Source organism: Binatus sp. (SeqCode) (assembly GCF_050013435.1).
Classification (GTDB): Bacteria; Desulfobacterota; Binatia; order Binatales; family Binataceae; genus Binatus.
Map to the genome: position 1 here is coordinate 18,138 of NZ_JBEKFG010000026.1, position 21,906 is coordinate 40,043.

The following is a 21,906-nucleotide window of genomic DNA, read 5'->3' on the forward strand; positions in this document are numbered from 1 at the left end:
CACGCTGCGACCTCAGCTACTGTGGAGCCAAGGTCCGAGGCGATCTTCGCGTCACTGAAACCCGCCTGCTCCTGATTCTTCACTGCGTTGCAGTCTACGGGAGCGTTCGATGGGGAAAACATGCTGCATCCTGAAATTCCGCCGGCCAGGATGAGCATTCCGAAAGTGGCCGTAAGCAATAGTTTGCCGGGTACCCGCATGCGACGATTCCTCCCTATCGAGTTTTGCGCCACCTCAATTTATGCCCTCTACGCAGACGCAACTAATTGTCTAGTTTCTTGAGTAGCGCCTTGGCGTCCTTAAGATCAATCGGGCTGAAGCCTTCGGTGAAGACTGAGAAAAGCGATGCAGCGCCGGTCGCGCACTTTGGCGAGAATGTAAAATCGCGGTGATTGCGCCTGCGACGCCGGCGACGATCGCGCACGCAAAGCGCCGGGCGATGAAAAGATCCTTTTAACTTCGTTCATCTCGCCCTCAGGTGTCCGTGTCGCCAGGGCAGAGTATAGCAGCTGACCTATTTTCGATTCTCTCTGTCGAGAATCGAGCCGGCGCCCTTAGTGTATCGTCTGCAAAAAAGAGCGTTCGCCAGAACATCGCCTTTTCAGTGTCGTGTTTGCATGGAACGCATTGCCATCGAAAAGCAGGGCGTTTCCTCGCGGCATCCGCAAGGACGACATCCTGGTCGCTGATTAAAGGATCATTCGGTCATAAGCGTATGGGTACTCCGGAACGTTTGCCGTATCGAGCATTTCGGTTGCAGTTTCGGACCATGGATCCAGAACTGCAGAAGACCCGGACAGGTTAGGGATCTGTCCGGGATGCGCCTTAGCCCAGATGGCCCATATGCGATCGATTTCGGCATGGTGCATCCAAAACATTGGATCAGCGGGCGCAATCGGAACGTTGCTCATTGTTCCGTGGAACCACATGTGTACCAGGTTGTGTGCCCCGTAGGGCTTCGCTCCTTCAAGGGCGAGCGTGAACGAGTGGTAGTCCTGGTTAACCATCACAGTGGTTTGGATAGTCTGTGAGGTTGGCAGATTTGGCGCGTGCGGATCGGTACCGGGGGCGCGGGTTACTCGGATTGGTTTTCCATTGGCGTCCGTGATGCCGGAGGGTTTGAACGAGGTCATCCATGCCGGAATGGAATTGGCATCCATCCACCGCCAGTATGGAACAACAAAACCGGAGTCGAAGGCGCGCATAGCTTGCTCGAACTTGACCAGGTACAGGCGGTGCCAAGGAAGGAACCGGAGCGTGCCGGCAGGCATCCCCGGCATGGTGTGCATGTCATGGGTCATGTCGGCGTGGATGCGGACCAGCCGCGAGTAGATGCCATCGGCGATAGCCTTAGTAACGACATCCTTGAAAACTTGCTGTTCCCGAGGGGTAAGGGCGTCGGCGCTTTTGCGCAAGCTCGGAATAGGGACGAGCGACGGAGGCGGTGCCGCCGCGTTCATCAGCGGAACTGCCACCGTATTTCCGGAAAACAGGCGGGCGTTGGCGGGAAACTGTGCTCGAACGCGGCTTTGTCGGGGAACTCGCGTGGCGCTCGTCCGACCGGGTTTCTTTGCCATAGAGGCCTCCTAAGCCAGGATTAACAAATCGAGACCGGCCAAATTCCAGAAGGTGCTGAGCCGGTTACAATACACATCGCGGCGCCGGAATTGACGAACGCGGAGTAGATCGCGCCGATCACGCCGGGGGCCGCATCGGAGCGATCAATGCGGATCTCGAAGATGTTGACCGTGCCTGGATGTCCGAGCGTCTCGCTCAACCGGTTGCGGCGAAGCATAAGCGCGATCGCGGCGCGTCCGCTGAGCGCTTCGGCCCAGAGATTTGCCGGTGACATGACCCGTGAACTCGCTGAAACGCCGCTGAAACGGCATGCTTGGCGTTCTCAAGGAATGACGCAACGGCGTATCGAGCGGCACGACTCTATTCATGATTGGGCCGATTTGGTCAGCCGCCCAACAATTCGCTCGAGGCTCGGAATTTCGAGTGCTACTTGCATGGCCAGCCAAGATTGTCCCATTTCGTAATCGTCACACGCTGTCCCTGCATGCAGGTGTCGGTGTCGGCCAACGTTCCCTCGATCGCCAGCATCTCCCCCGGCTGAGCTTCTTTGAACTCGCCGAAGCTATACAGCGGTTTACCTTCTGGGCTCATCAGTATCATGCATCCAGGCGCAACCCCCCGTTTGACACAGCCCATCGCGCGTATTATCGCATTCTTCACCGGCTCTGCGCCGTTAGCTACGGCGACATTCCCCTGGAGCGCCGCATACGAAACTACGACGAGCAAGTACAGTAGCGTCTTCCTCATATTTCCCTCTTCGTTGAATCGTGCTGAGCAGTCTGCTTCTGCTCGAATGCGGTTGAGGCATCGCTTATGAAGCTCGAAGCAAAAGAGCGTTTCCATTAATTGATGCAGCGATGAATATCACCACGTGTCAACTGAATGTCAACTGCTGGCTGCGCCGCGGCGAACCGCCAACTCGTCAACGTGTTCGCCGTCTCCTTCGCGTATCCGGCTGCACCGTCACGCTCTTCTCAGAAGCTTGGCACGCGACTTAGCGTCCGTTACTCGCTGGTGCCCTCGCCAGGTCCGGAAATCCTTTCCGCGCGTCTAATGAGCCGGGTGGGTCGCCGAGTCGATCACCACCGTCAACTCGTTGAATTCCACAATACCGCCGCTCCTGCCGCCGATTCTGGCGATCTTGTACGTAACCATAGCGTCCGCTGCGTGTTCGGCTTTCAGTGCCAACGCAATTGCGTTTCGCAATGCTTCTGAGAAATCACCGTTTGCCGATGTGCCTGTGAACTCCATGTTCAGTTGCCTCCCTGAATACGTTGACTGAATTTCGCCTCGTCACTGCCGCTTTTCGTGCTCGTATATAGCGATGAAGTCTTCTGAAGGGCCTTTATCGCTCAGTCATCAAAACCGGACAGCGGCTATGGCAGTTGGTTCGCAACTGCTGTCAGGCAGGACGCTGCTACGTGACGTCTCAATCCCGGCTTCGCCTATTTCGCAAAGGCTTCGATAACCAGAACTATTGAGTATTGTTCATTCCGGCAGAATACCCTCCCAAAAAATTGTTCCGAAATGATCAAGCAGGTCGGGCGGCAAGAACTCACCCCGCAAGCGAACTCAGCCGACACCGCCGGTTCCGATAGCGTTGGCCGTCAGTTTGTTTTGACACTCGGCGGGTTCTTGAGGCATGCGTTGAATTCGGAACCCATGGTCCAGCCGCATTTGCCGTCGGTTTGTACTTCGCATCGAGCGAACTTGTAACATGCGTACTCAGGTCTCCACTCGCAAATAGAAATTATGTCTTTATCCGAGCATAGTTCACCGTTGCATCCAGTGACCCTGCATCCTGCCGGACTGGGTTGGTTGCCTCCTGTGGCCTGCGCTACGACAACCGCACCTTCCGGAGTCGTCGCATTGCTTGCGGACTTTCCCGGATTGACCCCCCACGCACGGGCGAGGGGCAAGCTCTGAAAGAAAATTGCGAGTGCGAAGACCAGAGCAAACCCGGAAAGCGCACGCCTACCCACCAAGACCGATGACGACGATTTCATAGCATCTTCTCCTTCCTCGAAGATCCTTGCGCGATTTCCGGCCATGGGCGGGTGCCGCGCCGTTGCGCCGTGCCAGAAGCATTGAGAGCAGCTTGACCAATGGTGTCGCTGGGCGGTCTGACCCCACGCAGAATCGAGTTAAGCGAGCATTCATCTAAAAAGGGTTCCCCGACCAGTACAACTCGTACTATGTCAAATACTGAGCGTCAACTGCTTGTCAACCGCCATATGGTGTCAACCGGTTGACAGAGGAACGGAGAGAACAGCTCGCATCGGACTGCCTCATGCTCGGGGTAGTCTTGCGAAATGATAGCTCAATCGCGATAGTTTGCGGTCTCGAGCTCGGGTTTCTGCTATAACTGGAGGCATCACAGCACCAACGCCACCAATCGGAGGCTTCTATGAATGATGACTCCGCAGAATCGCGCGAAGCGCACGCCTTGAGCCTCGGCGTCGTTAAGATCAATCGGGCTGAAGCCTTCGGTGAAGCGACGATGCGCCTGCTAGCTCCCGGTGATTAGCCCCGCGGATTTCCGGGCCTGCAATGCGGATGCGTCGCCGGTCAGCGCGACCGTCGAGGCCTCGCGAGCCGTCGCGCACGACGCGGGGCGCGCTTGACGCACGTCTATCACGAAACCTCGTTTATCTTATAAAATCGGCCAAATGATCGAATCTATGTATTGGGGAAGCTAATGGCAGACAGTAATTCCAAATATCGCCTGGGCACGCTCGCGCTTCACGCCGGACAAGAGAAGGATCCCACCACCAACGCACGGGCCGTGCCGATTTACGCGACCTCGTCGTATTTGTTCAACGACACGGAACACGCATCGAACCTGTTCGCGCTCAAAGAGTTCGGGAACATCTACTCGCGGTTGATGAACCCGACCAACGACGTCCTCGAAAAGCGCCTGGCTGCGCTCGACGGTGGCGCCGCGGGGCTGGCGTTTGCCAGCGGCCAGGCGGCAATCACTGCGTCCCTGCTGACGATCGTGCATGCGGGGCAAAACTTCATCTCCGCCAACAGTCTATACGGCGGGACGTGGACGCTGTTCACCCAGACGTTCAAGCAGCTCGGCATTGAGGTCCGGTTCTTCGATCCCAAGCGGCCCGAGGAAATCAGCAAGCTGGTGGACAAAAACACCCGTGCGGTGTACCTCGAGACGCCCGGCAACCCGAAGAACGACGTGCCGGACTATCGCAAGATCACCGATCTGGCGCACCACCACGGTCTGCCCACGATCATCGACAACACGGCGCTCACTGCGGCCCTGTTCCGTCCGATCGAGCACGGCTTCGACATCGTCGTGTATTCGACGACGAAGTTCATCGCCGGCCATGGCGTCCACATTGGCGGCGCGATTGTCGACAGCGCCAAGTTTCCGTGGGCCAAAGAGCCACAGAAGTGGCCGGAATTCTGCGCGCCCAGCCCCTCGTACCACGGGATGGTGTTCGAGGAGGCGCTGCGGCCCATCGGCAATATCGCCTACATCCTGCACATCCGCACCCACTGGCTGCGCGACACTGGCGCCTGCCAGAGCCCGTTTGGATCCTTCCTGACCCTGCTGGGGCTGGAGACGCTGCACCTGCGGCTGCGGCGGCACTCCGAAAACGCGCTGGCGGTGGCGAAGTTTCTGGAGACGCATCCTGCCGTGGAATGGGTGAATTATCCGGGCCTGCCCAGCCATCCTGACTATGCCAACGCGAAGAAGTACCTGCCCGACGGCCAGGGCGCGATCGTCGGCTTCGGCATCAAGGGCGGCAAACCGGCCGGCGTCAAACTGATCAACGGGGTCAAACTGTTCAGCCATCTGGCGAATATCGGCGATGCGAAATCGTTGATCATCCATCCGGCAACGACCACGCACTCGCAGCTCACGGCTGAAGAACAGGTCCAGACCGGCGTGACGCCCGAGTACGTTCGCCTGTCAGTGGGGATCGAGGACATCGCGGACATCACCGCGGACCTCGATCAGGCGCTGAAAGGATCGCAACGGTAAACGAGCCAGTGGATAGAAATGCCACGCAGCCGCTCGCCCATCAGCCCAAGCCAGGGCAGGGCGATTTCGATAGCAGCGATGCGGTCCGTTCCGCAGCGCCGCTGCGGCATGCCAGGCAGGTTGCCTTCGACACTGCGCTCAAACTGGAACTCGGCGGCGAACTGCCGTCGGTCACCGTTACTTACGAGACCTGGGGGAATCTGAACGAGGCGGGCGACAACGCCGTCCTGATCTGCCACGCCATCAGCGGCGACTCGCACGTGGCCCGGCACGACGACGCGGATTCTCCCGGATGGTGGGATATCGTCGTGGGCCCGGGCCGGTTCATCGATACCGACCGCTACTACGTCATCTGCGCCAACATCCTGGGCGGATGCCGCGGCACTACCGGCCCCAACAGCATCGACCCGCACACCGGCCATCCGTATGCGGCGGACTTTCCCACCGTGACCATTGCCGACACCGTCGAGGTGCAGCGGCGGCTCGTCGACCACCTCGGCGTGGGCAGGCTGCTGGCGGTGATCGGCGGCTCGATGGGCGGTCATCAGGCGATCACCTGGGCAACCCGCTATCCCCAGCGGGTGCGTGGATGCGTGGCGCTGGCGACCGCGCCGCGGCTGACCAGCCAGGCGCTGGCGTTCGACGTGGTCGCACGCAATGCGATCATGCACGACCCGCACTATCACGGCGGGCGATACTACGGAGAGCAGGGGCCGGCGGTGGGCCTGGCGCTGGCGCGGATGCTCGGGCACATCACGTACCTGTCGCGCGAATCGATGACCGCGAAATTCGGCCCCAGCCGCCTGCGTCCGCGGAAGGTCGCCACGGCGTTTGAAAAGAAGTTTTCGGTCGGCGCTTACCTGGGTTACCAGGGCGACAGATTTGTCGAGCGGTTTGACGCGAACAGCTACGTCACGCTGTCGATGATGATGGACATGTTTGACGTGGGCGATACGCCCGCGGCGCTGCAGGCGGCGCTCGCGCCATCGCAGTGCCAGTGGCTGGTGATAAGTTTCAGCAGCGATTGGCTGTTCCCGCCCGAAGAGGGCCGCGAGATCGCCGACGCCCTGCTGGCGCTGGACAAGCCCGTGTCGTATTGCGAGGTTACCAGCTCCAGCGGCCACGACGCATTCCTGCTCGGCGACAGTGTCGAGACTTACGGCGGGATGATCCGTGGCTTCTTTGCCAATCTATCCGCGACGCCGAAGGTCGTCGAACGTAGCCAGGCGCCGGCGCCAACGCCGTCATCGGGCACATTTTTTCAGGGCGACCGCGTGGATCTGCGAATCCTGATGGATCAGATTCCGCTCGACAGCAGCGTGCTGGACTTGGGATGCGGCAGCGGCCAACTGATGTCCGAACTCGTCGCCAGGGGCCACTCCCGCGTCGTGGGCGTGGAGGTGGACGAAAAGGCCGTCCTCGCCTGCGTACGGCGCGGACTGAACGTCATCCATGCCGACCTCAACCGCGGATTGACGGGCTTTCGCGATCGGCATTTCGACGTGGTCGTGCTCTCGCAGGCCTTGCAGTGCATCGAAGACACCAAAGGCATCCTGCGCGAGATCACCCGCGTCGGCGGGCTTGGCATCGTCAGCTTTCCGAATTTCGCGTATCGCAAGATGCGGGAGATGTATTACGAACTGGGCCGCTCACCCAAGCTGGCGGGGCTTTACGGCTACGAATGGTACGACACCCCGAATCGTCGATTCGCTTCGATCGTCGATGTTCGTGAGCTCTGCCATGCAATCGGCGTTCGGGTGCTGCGCGAGATCTGCCTGAACAGCGAATCGGGCCAGGAAGTCCACGACGACCCGAACCTCAACGCCGACATCGCAATGTTCTTCATCAGCGCCTGAAACGCCGCGATGGCGCCCGTTCAGATCCCGGCGCCTTTATCGAACTCCTCGCTGCGCACCTGCGCCTGCGTGATGTTGCTGCCGGGCGGCACGCTGCGCGTGAGCCAGACGTTGCCGCCGATCGTCGAGCCGCGGCCGATGGTGACCCGGCCGAGGATCGTCGCGCCGGCATAGATCACGACGTCGTCTTCCACGATGGGATGCCTGGGGATGCCTTTGATCAGCGTGCCGTCTCCGCCAACCGGAAAGCTCTTCGCCCCCAGCGTGACGGCCTGATACAAGCGCACCCGCCGGCCGATGATTGCCGTCTCTCCGATGACCACGCCGGTGCCGTGGTCGATGAAAAAACTCGCGCCGATCTTCGCCCCCGGGTGGATATCGATGCCGGTTGCCGAATGCGCAAGCTCCGCGATGATGCGGGCGAGCAGCGGGACACCGAGCAGAGAGAGTTGGTGAGCGAGGCGATGATGGGTGATGGCCCAGATGCCGGGGTAGCAGACCCGTACCTCTTCGACGCTCTTGGCCGCGGGGTCGCCCTGGTAGGCAGCCAAAATATCGTTTTCGAGCAAGGCACGCACCTCCGGCAGACGTGCGGCAAACTCGCGGGTTATCCGGGTTGCCTGTTGTGCTTGATCGCGACTGGTCTGGTCCGGTTGCCGGGCAGCAAATTGCAGTTCCAGGCGCACCTGGTTGACCAGCGAACGCAGCGTCGCATCGAGGGTTTGCCCGACAAAGTAATCGATACCCTCGTCGGTAAGGTCCGGCAGAACGAAGTGCGTGGGGAAAAGCGCCGCGAACAGCCCGTCGACGATGCGTGCCACCGCCTTCCTCGACGGCAGCGGGGCGGCTTGCTCGTGTTTGTCTCCCGCTTGCGATCCGGCGCGCGAGGCGCGCAGCTCGGCGACGATCCTGTCGAGCTTCCAATCCGAGCCTGCAATCCCGCCGCTACCGTCTTCCTCATCTCGCGGTTTCAATTTCCCGCTCCATCAGCTATCGAAGAGACCCTCGAACAGGGTGGTACTCAGGTACCGCTCGCCGGAGTCGGGCAGTATGACGACGATCGTCTTGCCCGCGTTTTGCGGGCGCTTGGCGATCCGCGCGGCTACCGCCACGGCGGCCCCGCTCGAAATACCCGAGATTATCCCCTCCTCGCGTGCCAGGCGCAGCGCGTAATGGATGGACTCCTCGTTGGTAGCCGGTTCGATTTCGTCAACCAGCGAGAGATCCAGGATTTCCGGCACGAATCCGGCGCCGAGACCTTGAATCTTATGCGCCGAGGGCTTGAGCGGCTCGCCCGCTCGAAACTGCCTGAGCACGGGACTCGCGGCCGGCTCGACCGCGACCGAAATAATCGGCTTTCCTTTGGTGCGCTTGATGTAGCGCGAGACTCCGGTGATAGTGCCGCCGGTGCCCACGCCTGACACAAAAATATCAACGGCGCCTTCGGTGTCGTCCCATATTTCCGGTCCGGTCGTCTTCTCGTGAATCGCGGGATTCGCGGGGTTCTTGAACTGCTGCATAAGCACGTAGCGATCAGGTGCCGACGCCTTGATTTCCTCGGTCTTGGCGATCGCTCCGTTCATGCCCTTGGCCCCCTCCGTGAGCACCAGCTTCGCGCCGTACGCGATCAGCAATTTGCGGCGCTCGATACTCATCGTGTCCGGCATGGTTAAAGTCAGCGGGAGATTACGGGCCGCGGCGACGAAGGCAAGCGCGATCCCCGTGTTCCCGCTGGTCGCCTCGACGAGTTCCTTGCCGGGGCCCAGCAGGCCACGACGTTCGGCATCCCAAACCATCGCGGCGCCGATTCGGCATTTGACGGAATAGGCGGGGTTGCGCCCCTCAATCTTCGCAAGCACCGTAGCCGGGGCCCCATCGATGACACGGTTGAGCCGTACCAGCGGTGTATGCCCGATAGATTTTGAATTGTCCTCGTACCAATGGGGCATGGGGTTCTCCTTCACAGTCTGTGGCGCGCTCCGGTGCGGCGCCATCCAATACATTTACACCTAACATTTACACTTAAACAAATTTGACACAAAAACTAATAGTTATACGGCTGGCGGAGCTGACTCAAGCTGGTCCAGCTAGGTAATCTTTCCCGCTTACTAGGTACTTTTCCCTTGCGATCCGGGTGATTTTCCGATTCACCTTCCCGCTCCTTTGCTTCAGCGTAGATAGCAGTTGGCGCGCATAGCTCGCAGAGAAAATTCGCTGCGTAGCGAAGCCAGCCAGGAATCGGAAAGAAGCAGTTGTCGAATCTGTCAAATAATCGTCACGCGAGCATTGCAACCGTCGAGCCGGCTGCGAGCGAAGGAATCCGCTCGAGAATGCAGGCGGTTCAATGGGAGCAGGGGCTGCACATGGAGGCGCTAGCCAATCTTGCGCACGAGCTTCGCTCGCCGCTGCAGGCGATCCTCGGCTATCTCGACATCCTGCGCGACGAGTTGAGCGAAGAAATCGGCGCCCGCCACCAGCAAATTATCGAGCGCATGAATGCCAACGCGCACGATCTGGCGCAAACGGTCGAAAACGTGATGGACTTTTCGGTCGCGGACGCGATGGCTGAGGCGGCAGGCGAAGAGGAAATCCGCCTCCAGGATCTGATTGGAGAACTGGCTCCGGCGCTCGAGGCTGCCAACGATTCCAAGCGCCTGGAAATCAGATTCGAACTCGAAACCGCGCCCACGGTTTTTCGCTCGCGGCGACGGCCAATCAAGTCGATACTGCTCAACCTCGCGATCAACGCGATCAAGTTTACCGATCGAGGCAGCGTGACCATCGGGGTTCACCGGGCGGTAACCTCCCAACTCGGCTCCGCAGTTGAGCTGGAAGTCCGCGACACCGGACCTGGTATCGAAGCCGCGATGCTCGCGCAGGCATTCGAACGCTGCGCTCAGCTTTCGCACTCGAGTATCCGCAGTCACCGCGGAATGGGCCTGGGTCTCGCCGTTGTTCAGCGCAATGTGGAAGTGCTCGGCGCAAAGATTATCGTCAAGGCCGCGCTTCCGCAGGGCACCGTGTTTATCGTCATCATCCCCATCGCGGACCCAATTGCCGACGCTCCTCGTTCAATCCGCACGTAAGTTACCGCCCTTCGACGGTCAGTCGTTTGTCTCCCCAAAGCCCTTCCTAACAGGGACGAAGTCCCGCATCTTTGCTTTTTCTTACTACGAATGTGCAGGGGTTACCGGTGGCCGTGCAGGGCTGAGCCCTGCACCCGGTATTAAGGCCGCCCTCCGTTGTCGCGCGCGGCCCCTGCCAACGGCTTAATACTGCGCTGCCATCGCCACGGCTAGGGCTCAGCCCCGCCCATCGCGTAGTCGCGAAAAGATGCGCTGCGCAGATTTTCGCGTCTTCTCACTGCGGTGCAGGGGTCACCCCTGCCCAAGGAAGTGTGAAACCCAGGCGGGTTTCACTATAATCAAGTTCCCCGTTCGTATGCCGTGCGCGCGAGGCGTGCTTAGCGGTAGTGACGCATCAGGCCGACCACGACGCCGCGAATCGCCAGCTCGCTCTCGCCGACCATGATCGGTTGCATCGCGGAGTTGGCCGGCTGCAGCCGGATCTGTCCGCCCGACTCGCGGTAGAACTTCTTGACCGTCGCCTCGTTGCCGATCAGTGCGACCACCGTCTCGCCGTTGTCGGCGCTGTCGCGGCCTTCGACGATTATGTAATCGCCGTCGCGGATGCCGTCTTCGATCATCGAGTCGCCCTTCACCCGCAGACAAAATGTATTGTCGCGCCGGATGAACTCGTCGGGCACGCTGATGGTTTCGTTGTTCTCGACCGCCTCGATCGGCGCGCCCGCCGCAACGGTGCCGAGCAATCGGATCGCCTTGGCCGTTTCATGCTTCTCCGACGCCGCGACCTCGAGCGCCCGGCTGTGATTGTGCTGGCGCGTGATAAACCCCTTCTGCTCGAGGTTGTGCAGATGCTTGTGCACGGTGGCGAGCGATGACAAGCCGAAGTATTGCCCAACTTCGGCCAGCGTGGGTGCGTAGCCGTGTTCCCTGATATAGTCGTTCAGGTAGTCGATTAGCTGCTTCTGCCGCTTGGTCAGCGTCGCCATTGGGTCTTCTCCCCATTCGCCTGTGCGATGGCAAATGATGGCGAAAATCAGGCGAAGATGCAAGCGCGGAAGGCTCAACGATGCAGGGGCGGTTTCGCCGTCTCGGCGCAGCGCATAATCTCAATTACGACCTGAATCCGATGGCGAAACTGCGAATCCAATTCGAAAACGGCGAACCCGAAAAAGTAATCGAGTTCGACCCCGCCAAGGCGCCGTTCCATCACGACGGCAAGCCGGGCTCGATACTCGACGTGATGCTGGGTCACGGCGTCCATCTAGAGCACGCATGCGGCGGCAATTGCGCGTGCACGACCTGCCACGTGATCGTGCTGGATGGATTCAACAAGCTTGGCGAATCCAGCGAGCAGGAAGAAGATCTGCTCGACAAGGCGCCGGGGCTCACTCCGACTTCGCGGCTGGGATGCCAGGCCGTCATCGAGGATCCCGACGCGGAAATCGTCGTTGTAATCCCGCGCTACACGATTAACCAGGTCAGCGAGGCGGCCGAGGAATGACGGCCGACCCACCTCCAGCCGCTGGCATGCGCGCGGCGCTCAATGCCCGCGTCGAGAGGATTTTCGATCACGCGTCTGACACCCGCTCGCTTTTTCTCTCGCTCACCAGCGGCAAGCATCTGCGATTTATCCCCGGCCAGTTCATCTCGATAACGATTCCGCTCGGCGACGAAACCCGCTCGCGTCCCTACTCGATCGCGTCGGATCCCGAAGACCGCGGCCCATTCGAGATTTGCTTCAATCGCGTCGCGGGCGGGCGCGGCGTCGGATGGATGTTCGAGCGGCGGGTGGGAGACACGATCGATTTCAGCGGGCCGTTAGGCGCCTTCACGATCGAGCGCGCGCCAGCGGTGGAAGCCGGCTTTATCGCGGAGGGAACGGCGATCGCGCCGATTCGCCCGATGCTGAAACGGGCGCTCGCTTCATCGTCGCGCGAAGCTGCGCCGCCGAAGATCCATTTGATTTACGCGGCGCCGGATCGCGAGCACATCCTGTACGCCGCCGAACTCGACGAATTGGCGCGGACGGCGGCGAATTTTTCGTACGAGACCGTGATCGCGCCTCCCGAAAAAATCTACGACCGTCTGTTCGAGTTGGCGCAAGCGCGATGGGTTATTGGCGACGCCGATCGCACGCGCCAGTTCTATATCTGTGGCGTCGGCAAGGGCGTGATTCGATTGCGCGACCTGCTCCGTGGGGCAGGCTACGAGCGCCGCGCCGTGCGCTACGAGCAGTGGTGATGCAGGGCTGAGCCCTGCACCCACCGTTAAGGCCGCCCGCCGTTGGCGGGCGCGGCGATTGCTTCGGGCGCGCGGAGCCCTGTTAGAAGGGTGAGGGGGGAGCCGAAGTTTTCAACATCCCGCTAGGGCGCGAACTTGGAGAGCATACTGACCGGACCGGGGGGCCCGTCGATTCTCACGCCGCGCGCGATCGTCCCCTCGCGCTCGAGTCGGCGCGCCGCAGCTTCGACCAGCGCCGGATCGATTCCCAGGATTCGCGCGATCGCGCGCTCACTGCCGAATGCCGCGGTCTCGAAATATCTGGCGACGATCGCGTACGCCGCCTGCATCCGCGTGAGCGTCCGGGCCTCGGCAATCGCGTCAGGCCATCGATGCCCCATCGTGTCCCACACGTAGCTGAACGGATCGGCGCGCTCGTCCACTTTGAGCGCGAGAAATTTTTCCTGCAGCTCCGCCATCGCACGGTCGAACACCGCGCGGCGCGACGGTTGCGCGTAGCCGCTCGAGAGCTTCAGCACGCGAGTCTCGGCCGCGCCGCGCCTGGAGAGAGTGTCCATCACCAGTTTGCCGCAATGCGACAGTCCGCCGCGTTCGTAAAGCTTGCGATAGCCGCCCGGCTCGACGCGAAGCTTGAGAAACGCGCCCAGCATCTCGCGCGCGATGAAGCTGGGGCGTCGCGCGATCACTTTGCCGTAATACACCGCGCGGCGCTGCGGCAACGCGTCCTTTATCCGCCACGTCATCCCGATCGCGTAGTCGTGCTGGATGTGCTCTGGCAGTGCGGGTTCACGCGTTCCCGCGATCGCCTCGCGCAGGCACGGCACACCCATACCGGCCGTGAATCCGGTGCAAAATCCGACCTCGTCGATGAATTTGAGCGCGCTCTTCTCGCCGGTCACGCGCCGCGATACGACCCGCCTGAAGTGAAAGTCGCGATGGCGCTCGAGCGCGTCGAGAATCCCCGGATTATCAACCCCGGCGGGATCGATCATCCCGAAATTCGCTCGACGCAATCCGCAAGGATCCGCCGGTAGTTGGTCTTCACCGCCAGACCGCGCGTGATTCCCTCCAGCCCGATCAGCGCGCGAATCAGAAACACGCTGTGCGGCGGCGATTGGTAGAGCCGATTCTGCAGCGCAAGCTCACCGACCTTGGCCGCCTTGCCGACCGTATCGTATTCGAGAGGATCGACGGCGCGATCCACCATCATCGGCTCGAACAGGAGGTGGATGATTCTGACCATCGGCGCCGGATCCTGATCGCGACCGAGGTAACCCAGCTTGACCATCGCCGCCCCCAGCGATTTGTCGTCGCCGCTCAGAATCGCGCGCGCGACTTGCAGGTGCGCCTTGCGCACCGGTTCCGGGAAGCGCCGAATCGAGCCGAAGTCGAGCACGCCCAGGCGCGGATGGTGGCTCACCAGGTAGTTGCCCGGATGAAAATCCGTGTGCAGCATCCCGAATTCCAGAATCTGCCGCCACGCGAACTCGTGAATCTTTCTCGCGACCCATTCACGCAAATCGAAATCGACCTCCGGTCCCATCACGTCTGCCAGCGGATAGCCGTCGATGTAGGTCATCGTCAGCACGCGCCGCGAACTCAGCTCCTTGATGAAGTGCGGAATCATGATCTCGCGATCCGCGCCGAGACGCCGGCCGAACTCCACCATGTTGCGCGCTTCGTTCACGTAGTCGAGCTCTTCGCGCAGGCGCTGCTCGAGTTCCTTGTACACCTTGGCGGTGTCGATTTGCTGGCGCATCACGTCATGGCCGAGCGCCTGCAGCGTGCGCAACAGCAGTTTGAGATTGCCCAGATCCTGCTCGACGGTATCCTCGACGCCCGGATACTGAATCTTCACCGCGACGTCGATACCGTCGCGCGTGATCGCGCGATGCACCTGTCCGAGCGACGCGGCGGCAAACGCGGTCTGGTCGAAACTCCTGAAGAGCACTTCGGGCCGCTTGCCAATCTCACTGTGAATCTGTTCCGAGATAGTCGCGTAGCTCATCGGCGGCACGTTCGATTGCGTCGTCCGCAGCACGTCGAGCGCCTCACCCGGCAGCAGGTCCCTGCGAATCGAAAGCATCTGGATCAGCTTCATGAACGCGCCGCGAAGCTGCTTGGAGCTTTCGACAATTCGCTGCGCGTTGCGGATGTGAGTTTCCAGCAGCTCGCGATCGCGCGCGGGCGCGCTCAGAAACGGGCGCCGCAGTTGATTCCACAAGTAACTGGAGCCGACTTGCGACGCGAGCTCGCCCATCTTCATCGCGCGTCGCGCGCGCCCGCTGGTGATTGACGTGCGTTTCGTCATCAGCTGCCGTCGCGCTCGATTCCCACCCGGTTGATCAGCGTCGCCGCCAGCGCCGCGCCAAACCCATTGTCGATGTTGACGACGGTGACGCCGCTCGCGCACGAATTCAGCATTCCCAGCAGCGCGGCCAGCCCGCCCATCGACGCGCCGTAGCCCACGCTGGTCGGCACGGCGATCACGGGCTTGTCCACCAGGCCCGCGACGACCGAGGGCAGGGCGCCTTCCATGCCGGCGACGACAATAAGCACGCTTGCGTCACGGATCACTTCGAGGTTCGCAGTCAGGCGATGAATTCCCGCGACGCCGACGTCGTAAACCCGCGCCACACGATTTCCAAACAGCTCGGCGCACAGCGCGGCTTCCTCGGCTACCGGAATGTCGGAGGTGCCCGCGCTCAGCACCATCACGATACCGCGTCCCGACGGCTTGCGGCGCTCCTTCACCACCGCGCCAATCCGCGCGTCGCGATGGTACACCAGCGCGCGAATTTTGCGTTTGACGATGCGCGCCTTGTCCGCGGCCAGCCGCGTAATTATGAGATTGGTTCCTGACGCGAGCACGCGCCGCCCGATCGCCACGAGCTGATCCGCCGTCTTGCCCTCGCCGAAAACCGCTTCGGGAATGCCGCGGCGGACGCTCCTGTGGCTGTCGAGCTTGGCAAATCCAAGATCCTCGAACGGCAACTCGCCGATGAGTTTGAACGCCGCGGCGGGAGTCATGCTGCCCGCGGCAACATCGTCGAGGATTTGGCGGATTCGCTTTTCGGTCATCGCCGCTTTAGAAGTTCGGGGCGGATCGGATGCGCAAGTGTCAACATCAGTTCGCGCACCGCCCGTGCGTCGCTGCGGGTGACAGTGATCGTCAAGTCGCCCTCGATTAATTTTTCGCCGGGCTTGGGAATATGCCCGAGTCGTTCGACCACCAGCCCGCCGATGGTAGCATACTCATCCGCCTCTGAAAGCTTCAGGCCGAAGTGCTCGTTGAGTTCCGCGATCGGCGCGCGTCCGATCACGGACAGCACGCGCGGACTGACTATTTTGGCCAGCTCCTCGCCAAGGTCGTGTTCGTCCTCGATGTTGCCGACGATCTCCTCGATCAGGTCCTCCAGCGTCAGAATTCCAGCCGAGCCGCCGTACTCATCGACGATCACGGCCAGATTTTCCCCGGTGCGTTGCATCGCCACGAGCACCTCGTCGAGCGGCATCGATTCCGGAAAATAACTGACCGGCCGCATCACGTCGCTCACCGGGCGGCTGAGGTCGGGCGCTTGCAAAAGATCGAAGACATGGACGACGCCAACGATGTCCGTGATTCGACGCCGGAAGACCGGGATACGGCTGAACCCCTCGCGGCGCACAGTTTCGATCACCGCCGCAAGCGGGGTTTCCTCCGGGACCGCATCGACACCGACCAGCGGCACCATCGCCTTGCGCGCATCGGCTTGCGAGAAGCGAAAGATCCGGCTGATCATCAGTTGCTCGGCGGGCAGGATGGCGTCGGGCCGCTGCTCGGATGCGTCGCCCGGCCGTCGCCGCATCAGGCGCGCCAAATCTTCGCGGCTCAGGAACACGCTCCCGGCATCGGCCGGCACACCGGCAAGCCGGCGAAGCAATCGGCTCAGAACAGTCTCTGCGCCGAGCAGCGGCGCGAGCACGGTCGCAAGCAAACGCAACGGCCGCGTGGCGAACAGCGCAAACGCGTGCGGATTCCCAAGCGTCAGCAGCTTGGGTATCCATTCGCCCAGCACCAAAGTAATCGGGGTCAAAATAAATGGCGCGAGATAAACCAGGTGCGGCCGGGTTTGATGCAGGAAGCTGGTGAGCAGTACCGCCGCGACAACCGTAGCGAGGTTGGTGCCGGTCAGCGTCAGCGCCAGCAAACGATCGCGATTGCCCAACAATTCGCCGAGCATTCGCGATCGCTCGTGCCCGCCTTCGCTCCCGGCGCGAACTTTCAAATCGTCCGCTGAAACCAATGCGATCTCTGAGGCGGCGAAAAACGCCTGCACCACGAGGCATCCAACCAGCGCGACGATCAGCACGGCCATCGTCATCGATGCAGCCTCACCAGCTCGACGGTCGCGCCGCGCACGCGCTCGATGGTGGCGTCGAATTCGCCGAGCCTCAGCTTCTCTCCCGCGCGCGGCACGCGCCCGAGCCTGCGCAGGATCAGGCTGCTCAGCGTCTTGCCACCGCCATAGACTTCGATAATGCGCGCCGGAGCGAGCGTGTCCGCCAGCTTGCCCAGGGCGATTGCACCCGACGCCGACCATTCGTGGTCGGATATTTTCGTGAGCTCGGGAATCTCGCTTTCGAACTCGTCGCGAATCTCGCCGAATAATTCCTCGAGCAGATCTTCGAGCGTCACCAGACCAAGCAGGCGGCCGTACTCGTTGACCACCAGCGCGATCTGGAAGCGCCCGCGGCGCATCTCTTCAAATAAATCGCCGAGCAGCTTGCCCGGCGGAACAAAATACGCCGGCCGCACCAGGCGCTCCACGCGCGGCGGCGATGGCTCCAGGCGGCGCGCCGCGAAGTCCTTGGCGTGCAGAATTCCGACAATATTGTCCTGGCTGTGGCGATAGACCGGCACGCGCGAGAAATTTTCGTGCGCGATTTCCGCCACCAGCTGCGCCACCGGCATCTCGATGTCGAGCGAGAAGATTCGCTCCCGCGGCGTCATCACCTCCGTCGCGCGCCGCGCACCGAAGTCAAACACGCGATGAATCATCGCACGCTCGGCGGGTTCAACCTGTCCCTGGTTCTCGCCGAGCCTGAGCAGCGTCTTGAACTCCGCCTCGGAGACCGGGCCCGGGCGCGGCGCTTGCTCCAGCGGCGTGATATGCCGCGCGAACGGATGAACAAAATCGGCGAGCGCCGCCAGCGGCCGCGCGGTGATCCACGTCAGCGCGGCCGGAAATCCGAGTGCGAACGTCTTCGGCGTAATGTCGCAGAACAAAAGTACGACCGCGAGCATCGCCGGCGCCGCGACGATCGGTCCCCATTTATCGCCGAGCCACGCCAGCGCAATGATCGTCGCGAGGCAGTCGGCGAAGATGTTGCACGCTTCGTTCAGCCCGATAATGACGATCAACGACTCGAGCGGCCGGCGCATCAGACGGTCGAGCGCGTTCCGCACGGAAAGGCTCAGCTGCTCGCGGGTGTGCTCCAACCGCGCCATCGAGAACAGCGCGGTCTCGGACGCGGCCAGCGTGGCGCTCAGCACAATAAGCGCCAGGACCGCGAGCGGCAGCATGAACATCATCGCTTCTATCTAACCGCGCGATCGCAGCTGATCCCATCCTGCGATAATCGGTGCGCTATCACCAATCAGGTTCACGCGCCTGCCCCGAACGATCGTGCCGATTCGCCGCACCCCGACGCGCAAGCGGCGCGACAGTTCGGATTCGTGGAGGCCGGGCCTTGCGCAGAAGATCAGTTCGTAATCCTCGCCGCCCGTGAGCGCGTGAACGAGATTGCCGCCCATCAGAGCACGGTACGCCGGCGAGAGCGGGATTCGCGACGCGTCGATGTCGGCGCCGACGCCGCTTCGTTCGAGGATATGCCCCAGGTCCTGCATGAATCCGTCGCTCACGTCGATCGCGGCCGGCGCGGGCCTGAGCGCCGCCAGGCGTTGCCCCGGATACAGCCGCGCTTGCGGACGCAGGAATCGCTCGACGAGATATTTTCTTGCGGCGCGATCTTTTTTCGCATTGCCACGCGGCTTCAGCTTGCGCGCCAGGATGCGCCAGCCGAGCGCCGCATCGCCGAGCGTGCCGGTCACGAAGATCTCGTCGCCGGGACGCGCCGTATCCCGTCGCATCGCAGCGCGCCCGACCTCGCCGAGCATCGCGATCGTGATCGACAGCTCGCGCGCGCGGGTAATATTGCCGCCCACGATATCCGTGGAGGCTTCGCGCGCCGCATCGCGCAGCCCCGCGTAAATCCGTTCGAGCGTTCGCGCCGCAATTCCCTCGCGCACGGCCAGGTTAACGACGCAAGCAGTCGGACGCCCGCCCATCGCCGCGATGTCGCTCAAGTTGACCGCGAGTGCGCGCGCACCAAGCGCTTGCGCAGTGCCCCAGCGCAGATCGAAGTGAACATTCTCGACCAGGCTATCGATCGTAAACAGCGTCTGCCCGCGCGGCCGCGAAACAATTGCGCAATCGTCGCCGGCGCCGAGGATCGTGCGGCGGCTGAGACGGATCCCCGCGCTCAGTCGCGCGATCAGTTCGAATTCGCTGGACGGTTTACCGGATGCGTCGGGCAGTTTGCTCACGGCGTATGCGCTTTCGGTGGTTGCGCTTCAAGCGGCAATTCCGCGATCAGCGTCAGTCCACGCCGGCCGTCCGCGAAGCGGGCCTCGACCCGGCCGCCGGCCGCTTCCGCCATCGCGCGCGCGATGTACAATCCGAGTCCGCGCACCGCGCCACGATCGCCATCTTTGTTGGGGCGCTCGAACAACGTTTCCATATCCGCCGTTGAAAGCGCCGGGCCACTGTCGGTGACCTCGACCACGATCGATTCATTGCGCATCCGCGCGCGCAACCCGACTTCGCCGCTCGCTATCCTTCCGATCGCATACGCGATCATGTTTTTCACGATCCGCTCGAAATGACGCCGGTCGAGGTTGCACGCCGGCAGCCGCGCGATCTCGACGCGGAGATTCAGGCGCCGCCGCCGCGCTTGCAGGGCACAATCCCCCGCGACGTCGCTGAGCACCTGGTTCGGATCCAGTTCGGCCGGCGCCGGGATGATGTCGTTATCCTGCACCTCGTAGTAGTCGAGCGCGTTGCTCACCACCAGGTCCATGTTCCACGCCGTCGAGCCGATTCTTTCGAGCAGGTCCGTCCGCTCCTTTGGGCTGATGTCCGCCTCCTCGAGCAGATTGACATAGCCGCTCAGCGCCGCGACCGGACTGCGAATGTCATGCGCCATCGTCGCGATTTGCGTCTGCCGAAACCGCGCGGCTTCCTCCAGGTCCTGCACCTGTTTCCTGAGGCGGCGGCGGAATCGGCCGATGAAAATCGCTGCGTATTGAGCAAGGATCACCGCGGCGATCAGACCCATCCATCGGTATATCCCGTATGGCGTTGCGATTGGCACCAGGTACTCGCCCGCCGCGTAGCTCAGTAGCGCCATCACAGCCATCGCAAGCTGCCAGCGCGTGCTCCAGATCACGAACGCCGCGGTTACCAGCGGACACAGCATGATCGTGATAAAGCGCGACTCGGGGTTTCCCGTCACTCGGCTGGTCAGGACGAACATCGCGATCACAAACAGGATGAACAGCATGACCAAGGATTTCCAACGGCGCTTGAACCAGCGCGTCCACGTCATCGCGAAGAACAGGCAGGTCGTGCCCAGGGTCAGCCAGTGCAAGCCTGCCCCCGGCGCATACGCTCCACGCACCTGCTGATCGTACGCAAGGTACGCCAGCAGCATGAAGATTCCGACCGCGCCGCCGAGTTTCAGAACTCGCAGCGAATCCTCGTCATCCTCGGTCCAGATGAACTTCGACGTGGCGCGGCCGAACTCGGGATAGGTCAGCGCGGATCGGTCGTCGCTTTTGACTTGCTCCACCAATCAGGCTCCCCCGGAATTTTTTCTGCGGCTTCTAACCCCTGTCATGATCGCAAATAGCCTGACCTCAGCGCCGGATTTCATCAAGCGCCTTTCCCATCGCGCTCAACGCAAAATCGACCTCGTCCGGCGCGATCGTCAGCACCGGCGCAAGCCGGACAACGTTGTCCGCGTTGAGCGTCCAGTTCAGAACCACCCCACGCGCTAAAGTCGCCGCCACAAAGCGTCGCGCCAGCGCCGTATCGCGAAACTCGATACCCACCAGCATCCCGAGACCGCGCACTGCCGCGATTTCCGGCGCGCGCATCGCCTGCAGCCGCCGCACGATCTCCTTGCCAATCGTCGCGGCGCGCTCGTACAGGCGCTCGCGCACGATCACGTTCAGGGCAGCCAGTCCGGCTGCGCACGAAAGCGGATGGCCGCCGAAGGTCGTTATATGTCCAAGCGGCGGATCGTGCGAGAGCGTGCCAAGCAGCTCGTCGCGGGCGCACAATGCGCCCAGCGGCAGACCGCCGCCGAGCGCCTTGGCCATCACGACAATGTCGGGCACGACGCCAAAATGCTCGAGCGCGAACAGCTTGCCGGTGCGGCCAAAGCCGGTCAGCACCTCGTCGAAGATGAGCATCGCACCCGCCCGATCGCATCGTTCACGCAGCGCGCGAATGAATCCGGGCTCCGGTATGCGCACGCCGCCCTCGGCCTGCACCGGCTCGACAACCACCGCCGCGATCGTCGAATCGATTTTTGCAAGCGGCCCCTCGTCACCGAACGGCAGATGCCGCACCGGGCCGGGTAGCGCGCCGAACGGCTCGCGCATCGCGCGATTTCCCGCCAGCGCAAGCGCGCCCATCGTGTCACCGTGATACGCCCCGTCAAACGCCACGAATCCAGCGTGTCCGGTGAACTTGCGCGCCACCTTCAGCGCACATTCGATCGCTTCCGCCCCGCTGTTGGTGAAATACACGCGCTCGAGCGGCCGCGGGAGAAGCTCGGTGAGCCTTCGCGCCAGCATAACCTGGCTCTCGATCACGTACTCGCCGTACACCATGACGTGTAGATGGCGGCGCGCCTGCTCCCCGATCGCGGCGAGCACCTCGGGGTGCCCGTGGCCGAGGGCAGAGACGCCGATCCCCGCGATGAAATCGAGATAGCGCCGCCCGTCCGACGCGACCAGCCACGAACCCTCGGCGCGCGATATCTCCAGCCCGATCGGTGCGTCGGAAGTCTGCGCCAGATTCTGGCGGAA

Annotated in this window: 21 protein-coding genes; 5 read left to right on the forward strand and 16 right to left on the reverse strand. The window is 62.0% G+C overall.

Annotated features, from left to right (window positions below; translation table 11 throughout):
* Nucleotides 1-689: 689 nt before the first annotated feature.
* The 5 genes from ABSB13_RS07250 to ABSB13_RS17060 form a co-directional block, all read right to left on the reverse strand.
* On the reverse strand, nucleotides 690-1,577 hold the full coding sequence (locus tag ABSB13_RS07250) for a tyrosinase family protein (RefSeq protein ID WP_428106932.1): 888 nt from the start codon (nucleotides 1,575-1,577) through the stop codon (nucleotides 690-692).
* 20 nt (nucleotides 1,578-1,597) lie between these two features.
* Nucleotides 1,598-1,852: a hypothetical protein gene (locus ABSB13_RS07255; protein ID WP_428106934.1), complete on the reverse strand. Its 255-nt coding sequence runs from the start codon at nucleotides 1,850-1,852 to the stop codon at nucleotides 1,598-1,600.
* A gap of 152 nt (nucleotides 1,853-2,004) precedes the next feature.
* Nucleotides 2,005-2,325 carry a hypothetical protein gene (locus ABSB13_RS07260; RefSeq protein WP_428106936.1) on the reverse strand — a complete coding sequence of 107 codons (321 nt, stop codon included), beginning with the start codon at nucleotides 2,323-2,325 and terminating at the stop codon, nucleotides 2,005-2,007.
* A 303-nt stretch (nucleotides 2,326-2,628) separates the two neighbouring features.
* Complete coding sequence (locus tag ABSB13_RS07265; protein ID WP_428106939.1) at nucleotides 2,629-2,829, reverse strand: hypothetical protein; 201 nt, start codon at nucleotides 2,827-2,829, stop codon at nucleotides 2,629-2,631.
* Between the two features lie 356 nt (nucleotides 2,830-3,185).
* Entirely contained in the window at nucleotides 3,186-3,629 is a 444-nt protein-coding gene (locus ABSB13_RS17060; RefSeq protein WP_490338403.1) for a hypothetical protein, read from the reverse strand.
* Between the two features lie 647 nt (nucleotides 3,630-4,276).
* On the opposite strand from ABSB13_RS17060, the gene ABSB13_RS07270 reads away from it, so the two are divergent.
* Nucleotides 4,277-5,584 carry an O-acetylhomoserine aminocarboxypropyltransferase/cysteine synthase family protein gene (locus ABSB13_RS07270; protein WP_428106940.1) on the forward strand — a complete coding sequence of 436 codons (1,308 nt, stop codon included), beginning with the start codon at nucleotides 4,277-4,279 and terminating at the stop codon, nucleotides 5,582-5,584.
* 8 nt (nucleotides 5,585-5,592) lie between these two features.
* A complete protein-coding gene (gene metX, locus ABSB13_RS07275; RefSeq protein ID WP_428106942.1) occupies nucleotides 5,593-7,440 on the forward strand; it encodes a homoserine O-acetyltransferase MetX in 1,848 nt (615 codons plus the stop codon).
* Between the two features lie 20 nt (nucleotides 7,441-7,460).
* Here metX and epsC read toward each other — a convergent pair whose 3' ends face one another.
* On the reverse strand, nucleotides 7,461-8,414 hold the full coding sequence (gene epsC / locus ABSB13_RS07280; RefSeq protein WP_428106945.1) for a serine O-acetyltransferase EpsC: 954 nt from the start codon (nucleotides 8,412-8,414) through the stop codon (nucleotides 7,461-7,463).
* Between the two features lie 12 nt (nucleotides 8,415-8,426).
* A complete protein-coding gene (gene cysK / locus ABSB13_RS07285; protein ID WP_428106947.1) occupies nucleotides 8,427-9,389 on the reverse strand; it encodes a cysteine synthase A in 963 nt (320 codons plus the stop codon).
* 303 nt (nucleotides 9,390-9,692) lie between these two features.
* On the opposite strand from cysK, the gene ABSB13_RS07290 reads away from it, so the two are divergent.
* Complete coding sequence (locus tag ABSB13_RS07290; RefSeq protein ID WP_428106950.1) at nucleotides 9,693-10,526, forward strand: sensor histidine kinase; 834 nt, start codon at nucleotides 9,693-9,695, stop codon at nucleotides 10,524-10,526.
* Between the two features lie 377 nt (nucleotides 10,527-10,903).
* Here ABSB13_RS07290 and lexA read toward each other — a convergent pair whose 3' ends face one another.
* Entirely contained in the window at nucleotides 10,904-11,512 is a 609-nt protein-coding gene (gene lexA, locus ABSB13_RS07295; RefSeq protein ID WP_428106952.1) for a transcriptional repressor LexA, read from the reverse strand.
* 80 nt (nucleotides 11,513-11,592) lie between these two features.
* On the opposite strand from lexA, the gene ABSB13_RS07300 reads away from it, so the two are divergent.
* Nucleotides 11,593-12,027 carry a 2Fe-2S iron-sulfur cluster-binding protein gene (locus tag ABSB13_RS07300; RefSeq protein WP_428106954.1) on the forward strand — a complete coding sequence of 145 codons (435 nt, stop codon included), beginning with the start codon at nucleotides 11,593-11,595 and terminating at the stop codon, nucleotides 12,025-12,027.
* The gene (locus tag ABSB13_RS07305; protein ID WP_428106956.1) at nucleotides 12,024-12,767 is read left to right on the forward strand and encodes a ferredoxin--NADP reductase; all 744 of its coding nucleotides are present in this window, start codon (nucleotides 12,024-12,026) and stop codon (nucleotides 12,765-12,767) included. The genes ABSB13_RS07300 and ABSB13_RS07305 overlap by 4 nt, the downstream gene beginning before the upstream one ends.
* A gap of 122 nt (nucleotides 12,768-12,889) precedes the next feature.
* Here the strand turns inward: ABSB13_RS07305 and ABSB13_RS07310 are convergent, their stop codons facing one another.
* The 8 genes from ABSB13_RS07310 to ABSB13_RS07345 all read right to left on the reverse strand — a co-directional run.
* The gene (locus ABSB13_RS07310; protein WP_428106958.1) at nucleotides 12,890-13,780 is read right to left on the reverse strand and encodes an AlkZ-related protein; all 891 of its coding nucleotides are present in this window, start codon (nucleotides 13,778-13,780) and stop codon (nucleotides 12,890-12,892) included.
* On the reverse strand, nucleotides 13,756-15,078 hold the full coding sequence (locus tag ABSB13_RS07315; protein ID WP_428106960.1) for an ABC1 kinase family protein: 1,323 nt from the start codon (nucleotides 15,076-15,078) through the stop codon (nucleotides 13,756-13,758). The genes ABSB13_RS07310 and ABSB13_RS07315 overlap by 25 nt, the downstream gene beginning before the upstream one ends.
* Entirely contained in the window at nucleotides 15,078-15,848 is a 771-nt protein-coding gene (gene larB / locus ABSB13_RS07320) for a nickel pincer cofactor biosynthesis protein LarB (protein WP_428106962.1), read from the reverse strand. Before larB ends, ABSB13_RS07315 begins: the two co-directional genes overlap by 1 nt.
* Nucleotides 15,845-17,131, reverse strand: coding sequence for a hemolysin family protein (locus tag ABSB13_RS07325; protein ID WP_428106964.1), 1,287 nt, complete (start codon nucleotides 17,129-17,131; stop codon nucleotides 15,845-15,847). Before ABSB13_RS07325 ends, larB begins: the two co-directional genes overlap by 4 nt.
* Entirely contained in the window at nucleotides 17,128-18,342 is a 1,215-nt protein-coding gene (locus ABSB13_RS07330; RefSeq protein WP_428106966.1) for a hemolysin family protein, read from the reverse strand. Before ABSB13_RS07330 ends, ABSB13_RS07325 begins: the two co-directional genes overlap by 4 nt.
* Before the next feature lie 9 nt (nucleotides 18,343-18,351).
* Nucleotides 18,352-19,356 carry a thiamine-phosphate kinase gene (thiL, locus tag ABSB13_RS07335; RefSeq protein ID WP_428106969.1) on the reverse strand — a complete coding sequence of 335 codons (1,005 nt, stop codon included), beginning with the start codon at nucleotides 19,354-19,356 and terminating at the stop codon, nucleotides 18,352-18,354.
* Complete coding sequence (locus ABSB13_RS07340; RefSeq protein WP_428106971.1) at nucleotides 19,353-20,660, reverse strand: sensor histidine kinase; 1,308 nt, start codon at nucleotides 20,658-20,660, stop codon at nucleotides 19,353-19,355. Before ABSB13_RS07340 ends, thiL begins: the two co-directional genes overlap by 4 nt.
* 67 nt (nucleotides 20,661-20,727) lie before the next feature.
* Nucleotides 20,728-21,906 (reverse strand): aspartate aminotransferase family protein (locus tag ABSB13_RS07345; RefSeq protein WP_428106974.1); only part of this gene is annotated, 1,179 nt, incomplete at its 5' end.